Annotated in this window: 8 protein-coding genes; all 8 read right to left on the bottom strand. The window is 41.9% G+C overall.

The annotated features are described in order from the left end of the window. Positions 1-1064, bottom strand: a 1064-nt coding sequence (locus PHR02_RS10700) for an ATPase, T2SS/T4P/T4SS family (protein WP_299991986.1), incomplete at its 3' end; no start/stop codon positions are given. A gap of 10 nt (positions 1065-1074) precedes the next feature. Continuing rightward, positions 1075-2049, bottom strand: coding sequence for a CDC27 family protein (locus tag PHR02_RS10705; RefSeq protein WP_299991988.1), 975 nt, complete (start codon positions 2047-2049; stop codon positions 1075-1077). Then, entirely contained in the window at positions 2042-2836 is a 795-nt protein-coding gene (locus PHR02_RS10710; protein WP_299991990.1) for an ATP-binding protein, read from the bottom strand. The genes PHR02_RS10705 and PHR02_RS10710 overlap by 8 nt, the downstream gene beginning before the upstream one ends. 1 nt (position 2837) lies before the next feature. Beyond that, a complete protein-coding gene (locus PHR02_RS10715; RefSeq protein ID WP_299991992.1) occupies positions 2838-4355 on the bottom strand; it encodes a secretin N-terminal domain-containing protein in 1518 nt (505 codons plus the stop codon). Beyond that, positions 4352-4708 (bottom strand): hypothetical protein, encoded by a 357-nt coding sequence (locus PHR02_RS10720; protein ID WP_299991994.1) that lies wholly within the window; start codon positions 4706-4708, stop codon positions 4352-4354. Before PHR02_RS10720 ends, PHR02_RS10715 begins: the two co-directional genes overlap by 4 nt. After that, positions 4705-5334, bottom strand: a complete 630-nt coding sequence (locus PHR02_RS10725) for a hypothetical protein (RefSeq protein ID WP_299991996.1) — start codon at positions 5332-5334, stop codon at positions 4705-4707. The genes PHR02_RS10720 and PHR02_RS10725 overlap by 4 nt, the downstream gene beginning before the upstream one ends. After that, positions 5331-6794, bottom strand: coding sequence for a hypothetical protein (locus PHR02_RS10730; RefSeq protein WP_299991997.1), 1464 nt, complete (start codon positions 6792-6794; stop codon positions 5331-5333). The genes PHR02_RS10725 and PHR02_RS10730 overlap by 4 nt, the downstream gene beginning before the upstream one ends. 57 nt (positions 6795-6851) lie before the next feature. Then, a partial coding sequence (locus PHR02_RS10735) for a hypothetical protein (RefSeq protein WP_299991999.1) occupies positions 6852-7039 on the bottom strand: 188 nt, incomplete at its 5' end.

The following is a 7039-nucleotide window of genomic DNA, read 5'->3' on the forward strand; positions in this document are numbered from 1 at the left end:
ACCAGAGGGAGCTGATACTCGATAGGATCTTCGATCGTTAATACTTTGTTTTCGATACTTTTGACTTCATTAAGTGCCGCGTAAAGGGTGGTCGTTTTACCACTTCCGGTTGGACCTGTGATGAGGACGATTCCAAACGGTGCATGGATGATTTCATTGAATTTTTCTAAATTTTTGTTTTCAAATCCGAGTTCATGGAGCTTGAGGAGGATTTTTTGCTGATCGAGAATCCTCATAACGATTGATTCACCAAAGAGTGTTGGGGTACTGGAGAGACGAAAATCGTATTTACCTCCGGCTACATCGAGGCTAAAGCGGCCATCTTGTGCTTTTCGGCGTTCAGAAATATCGAGATTACCCAAAAGTTTAATCCGTGAGTTGAGAGCCGTATAAATATCCAGATCGAAAACAAATGTCTCTTGCAAGATCCCATCAACACGTGCTCGTACGGACATGGAACGAAGTTCCGGTTCGATATGGATATCACTGGCACGTCGTAAAACGGCATCTTTGATAATGAGATTGATGAGCTGCATAACAGCACTTGCATCACCTTCAGCTCCTTTTGAACCTTCATTATTGATCTCTCGTTTGACTTCAGCGGCGATACTCTGTGTTTTTTTAATGATTTCAAGACGTTGGAAAATATGGGTGATATCTTCGCTTAGCGATAAAAATACTTTGATTGGTTTCGTTGCAATATTACGTTCAAGAGCTTCGAGAGCATCAAAATTTAATGGATCAGAAGTAGCGATATAGACGTAATCTTCATCTTCTTTAAAAGGGATAGCTTTTGCTGCTGTGAGTAAAGAGATTGAGAACTTGGCAAGGGATTGAAAATCGATCTTTTCACCAAAGAGGTCGACAAAATCGATTTTTAATTGTTTGGAGAGGAGCAGTGCCATCTCTTTATGGGATACCATCCCCTCATCAACAAGGACTTCTCCTAATTTTTTGGTAAAACCGGAATCTTTTTGTTGTTGGAGCGCATGTTCAAGTTGCTCTGGTGTTATAAGAGCTTCGGAAATGAGCAAATCTCCCAATCGTACTTGTTGACGGATCATCCTCTTCTCCTTAGTGTATGCTGTTTAATTTCCACGTCCGAACCAAGTCAGAGGCGGTTTTGGAATCTTTGTAGTTGAGATAGAGTTCCAAAATTTTGATTGCTTCATCCTTACGCCCTTGGGCGTAATATGATTTAGCGTATAAAAGCCATGCTTCTTCTACCTCACGGTTGAGCTGGTTTGCTTTTTTAGCCCAAATGGCCGCATCGACATAGTTTTCCTGAGTGTAAAAATCACGTGCGATGATTAATGCAGTTTCATATTTTGGATTGGTACGATAGGCACTAATGAAATCAGCAGTCGTACTTTTGGCAGAAGTCTGGACACTGAACACACGATTGCTAGTAAAGTTTTTAGCGGGCGTTTGAGCAGCCGCAGATGTAACCGGTATAAGAACATCATTAGCACTAGTGGTGCCAGATAGGGGAAGTGAGGTTAATTTTGGGATATTGTTTTCTGAAATGGCGATGCGTTCAGGGTTGTATTTATAGGCTGTTGGTGCATTAAAGCCTAATGATTTAAAATACTCTATTGCTTGTGGTAAGGATGCACGGTCATAAATATCGAGATAACGCAATGTATAAAATCCGTTGATAGCGTAAATTGCTAGACTAGGAAGATATTGGGAAGGTATTTTATGGCGAGTCGCATTAACGTCGGCATAGGATTTACTAGAAGTGAGCTGAATCACAAAGGCGCGTGCTTTTGTCGAATCACGCATCGGTAGTGAATAAGAGAGTGGCTGCGCACTAGGTTGCGGTGCAGGTGAGACAACGGTTGAATTTAGTGAAACAGGTTGGGGTTTGGTCTCAGATGGCTTTTCTATAGGTGTCTGAGGAGCAGCGAGAATACTCCATTGTATAGTGAGTGCAGCCAACGTAACGAGTACTAAGATCGTTCCAGTAATGAACAGTGAGAGTCGAATCATTCGACGGCGACGCATAGCGGTGCAGCGTGCTACAAGGGTGTCAAAATTATTAATCATCGAGCAACTCCGCATCCATTGCAGCCATCGTTATTGTACATTGTGAGGGGCGAAGATATTTGGATTTAGCGTTAACATTGGTGTAGTGCAGAAGTTGAAACAGGTGATGAAAGAGTTTTTTATAATTTCGGAAATTTCCTTGGCTGATGTTATGGGCATGTTTGATCATTTTAGGGGAAATTTCATCGATAATTTCGGAAAATCCGATCCGCAATAATTCGCGATGAAGATAATTTTTTCCTTCGATCAGGGTAAGGGGTGTAAGTTCAATCACTTTGTGCGGGCGGCTTTTAAAGTGGGGAGCACGCAAAATAGCTTCTCCTTCTGTTTTATGCATTGCCAGCATAAACCAAAATGCTTTTGAATCGGCGAGAATACGGATAAACTCTCTCATTTCTGTACTCAGCAGCTGCGCTTCATCGATCATAATAACATGATCACTTGATAGGTAAAGTTCTATGGCTTGCGTGCGGAGTTCTTCGATGTTTTCACCAACAGGTTCTATACCTTTATGCCGAATCAATTGATAGAGGAGATTAATCGGGGTGATAAAAGGGGTCTCGATCAAGATAACATGGCGTTGATCTGTCATTTGTTCATACAAAAGATTGAGGAGAAATGTTTTTCCGCTTCCCGGTTCACCAATCAAAAATACGAGTTGACGAGTTGTTGAGCTTAAAACGGCATGGATTTTCTCAATCGCTCCGAGGGCACTTTGCATTTCAAAATAATCACGACTATCTCGCCGTTCTTCGAACTGATCTGCCGCTTCAAGCCATTTGGACATTTTAGTCAAACCGCTTTAGAATGGCATCGTCGATAGAGGGGAAAACATCTTGTTTAATCAATGTCGGAGTGATGAGGATAAAGAGTTCACTTTTACGTACCGTATCGGTATCATTGTTAAATAAACGGCCAAATAGTGGAACATCTCCTATAAAAGGTACTTTAGTATTGTCTTTGGAAATTTTTTTCTCAATCAATCCACCAATCAATACTTTTTGGGAATCTTTGACTTTAACAATCGAAGTCATCTGTTTGACACGTGTATCCGGCGGCATGGTTCGTTGCGTTTGAGTTGTTGAGCTTCCCGTAGTCGAACTATTTGAACTCAGCTCATTTTCGTTTAACAGTTCGCTAGTGATGGGATTGATCCGCATAATGATGTATCCGTCTTCGGTCACTTCAGGGATGATGTTCAGTGTTAGTCCAACAAAAACTGAGCCAAGAGTGTTGGTAGTTGTAGCAGAGGTTTGGGTGTTTGAGGAAGCGATAGCACCATTTTGGTAGAGATAGCTAAGTTGCTGTCCGACATTGATAACGGCAGGTTGGTTACTCAAGGTAAGAATTTTTGGGTTTGATAGCACTTCAACATCGCCGTATGTTTTGAGGAAATTAATCAATCCGGCAGGATTAAAATCTACCCCGAATTTATAGATAGGATTAGAAGTACCGACAATATTAGTGTAGGCATTGGAATAACTTCCTGTCAATGCCAGGCTAAAATCACTCCAATTGACTCCGATTGAACTGTAATCATTATAGGTAAGTTCGATTAGATGTGCTTCGAGCATCACTTGAGAATGCATGCGAGACTCAAGTTTATTAAGATAGCGTTTTACACCGTCAATTTGACGTTTAGTGCCGGTAATAGTAACGACGGCAGCATCACGGTTTACGAGAGTTTTATTAAGCGCTTCATTGTACTCTTCATCCACCTGTAAAATTTGCTGGATATGATTCTGGAGTTGATCCCAAAATGTGAAGGTTGAAATGGCACGTACATTTGTATAATCACTGTTTGCTCCTCCATTACTTCCTGTACTACCTGAGGATGAGCTTGTATTTGATGTAGAGGCACTTCCTGTTGTCCCAGTTGTGTTGGCCCCGGTATTAGTGCTTGGTCCAACGGTGATCGATTTGGTCGATTCGGTAACTAACTCAGACATATTGATGTAATCGATATTAAAATTGACCGTATTAGTATAAGAGACGCGGACCACCCCTTTTATCGGATCATAAGTGTGAAAAAGATTGTGTTCATCAAAAATAAAGGTAAAAAGTTCTGGAACACTGTAGTCTTGTATGTTGACCATATCCAGAGGTTGTGAGAGACGCTCTTTCGCTCGCTTATCTTCGAATACGACACTGATATTACACGTCTGAGCAACATCGCGTACTAAATCCATCAGTGTCAGAGCACCGCCTCGGTTTTGGTAAGCGCTGAGGCTAAAACGTTTATTCTCACACATCTCTGCGTGTAAAAAAGGGTAGAGTAATACGAGCAATAAAATTATTTTTTTCATGGAACATCCTTTGTACCGAGTACACGGCGGTTTGAGCCGACGCTAATCATAGTGAGGCGATTGCCCTCTTTGAGACCGACGAAATTGTTTTGAATATAGGTGACTTCTTTGTTATCGACTTTATCACCGATTGCGTACCACGCTCCGTTTATAAAGGCTTTATTATTCATAATTGCACTAACAACCGTTGGTATAATTATGGGTTCTGACGCCATCATCGGTGGTGGAGGGAGCAACCCTAGAGGGGAAGAGGATTTTGTTTTGGCTGTTTTAGCAAAGGGATCATACATTTGGGCGTGCATTAAAAGTGGTACATTAAGTAATAATGTTATGAAGAGAGAGAATTTACTCATAAAGCAACTCCCATATAGAGGATAACTGCTTCGAATCGCGGTTTCTCCTCATCGGTACGGATTTGGACACTTTGAATTTCTACCAGAGAACTTTTAGTTTCAAGAAAGGTTAGAAAATCGGCGATAGCGGGGAAATTCCCTGTTCCTATGATGGTCAATTTTTTAAACTGTTTTACTTTACCAAAAAACACTTTATCGCTATCGACCGAATCCATAAGCTCGATTCTAAGCCCTAGTCTGACTGAACGTTCCAATAAAATATCGAGCATCGTAGCGTAATGACGGTTATCAAAGATAAGTCCTGACGATGCTGCCATTTGGAGAAGAAGAGCCTGTTTCTCCGTTTCCAAAGCTGCACTTTTTGTTGCTTCTTTGATCGCCGCATCGGCACTTTGGGCTATTTTTGCACGGTATGCTTCGGGGGAGCTTTCGGAGATTTGAGTTACGAGAGCACTGTTCTGTTCTTCAAGAGCGGTCAGTTCATCCATTGCATCCGAGAGGTAAAACATCCATCCCATCACCAAAATACCCAAAGCACTACCGAGGTAGATCATCCATCGTTGTTTGGACTCATAGGCGCTTAGCTGTTCGTCGAGGTTATCGAGCTGTACGTCTAGATCGTTCATCGCGTCACCTTTACGAGGCTGTTATAGGTTGTATTGTTGTTATCGAGTTTGATTTCATGGGTTTGAACATCTTGATACCCACGAGCATAGAGTCCACTCATCAGTTTAGCGATATCATCGCGCTTGCGGTACTCTGAAACAACCAGAATACTCATCTCTTTGGAACCGTTTTGCTCCATCAGCATCGCTCCGAGGCGATAACGCCCTAGCTCCTGTGTTGTATCGAGGAGAAACTGCTGACGTGCGGCGTGCATATCGTGAATCAATACGGCAGTCTCCTCGGCACCATGATAGAGGGCTATCTCGTTTTGGAGTGTTGAGGATCTATTTTGCTCTTGATGAAGACGGTTATTGTTTTGTTTAAGGGTTATTGCAAGTGATGCGGTCTCTTTTTTAAGGGTATCGAGCTGCACACTTAACTCGGCTTGGCGTGTCTCTTCATTACTGATCATCCATCCGATACTGATGGAAGAGATGAGAACAAGGGCAAGGGCTCCACCTAGAAAGCCTAAAAACTTGCCACTTTCTCTGGCATACCACGGAGCTTTTCGTAAATAAGGAGAGAGATTCAGCATCCCCTCTTTTTGAATTATGAGTGCATCGCTGCAAAGGGCATCATGGATAGTCTCAGGAGAACATCCTTCGCGCTTTAGGGGGATGAATCTGACCTCTTTTACCCCGTAGGCTTCAAAAACACTTTCGAGTCCAAGGATATTTTCACCTTCAAAATCGAGGTAGCAGTTATCGATTCCATTAAGAGCGAAAAGACCTCTTTTATGATTAATGGTATGGACGATCCGTTCGATATTTTTAGCAATTTTTTCTTGGATAAGGATATATTTGTTTAATTCTTCGCTAAGATAATTCTCTTCGATTACCCCTTTGGTAGATAAGAAGCTCTTGAGTTTAGGAAGATCTAATCCTGTATCGACGGCGATAGATGCGAGAGTTTCAATGCTACGATGGGCAATGTAGCGACCCTCTTGGTAGATGGCGGCATACGCCTCTTCTTCACCCCAATAAATATACAGATCGTTTTTCGCTTCCAACTTCGGGTAAAGAGAGCCGTAGACCAAAAATCCGGGGATAATACGATCGATAGAAGGGGATTTTGTGAGGGCAGAGGCAAAGTATTCACTTGCTTTGGTATGTGAGAGGGCAAAAACTTCTACCAAACTGCTATCATCAGTGGCAATCGAGTGGCGAATATAATCGATTGTGTACTCTTCGTCGCTTACGAGGTTACCCTCTTCGAACATCCGAATTTCTACTTGAATACGTAGCTCATCTTCACTGAGATGGTTGGGGAATTTTAGGGTATGGGTATTAAGGAGTGATAGTGGAACAATGGCCCCGGAAATGAGCTCTTTGTATTCACGTGCAGAGGGTTCGCTAAATATCCCATCTTGGTACGCGCGGATGTGATCATGCTCTATAAGAAGTATCTTTTGCTGTTCCATTGCCCTGCTTGCCACGTTTTTTTTCTGTACCTATATCGGCAAAATTAAAAAATTACATTAGTTATTGCAAGGGATTATAGCATATCCCGTTCCACTAAACAGGCGAATAGTGGTGTTTTTATCACTATTTTTGAAATTTATATTTAAATCACCCGGTAATAAAGTATTTAATGTTACAGAATTTCCATTATGTGGTCTCCCCATTCCATCAAAACAGATGGTAGGGACGTTAGGGGTTAGGGTGA

This window comes from Sulfuricurvum sp. (genome assembly GCF_028688295.1).
Lineage (GTDB): Bacteria > Campylobacterota > Campylobacteria > Campylobacterales > Sulfurimonadaceae > Sulfuricurvum.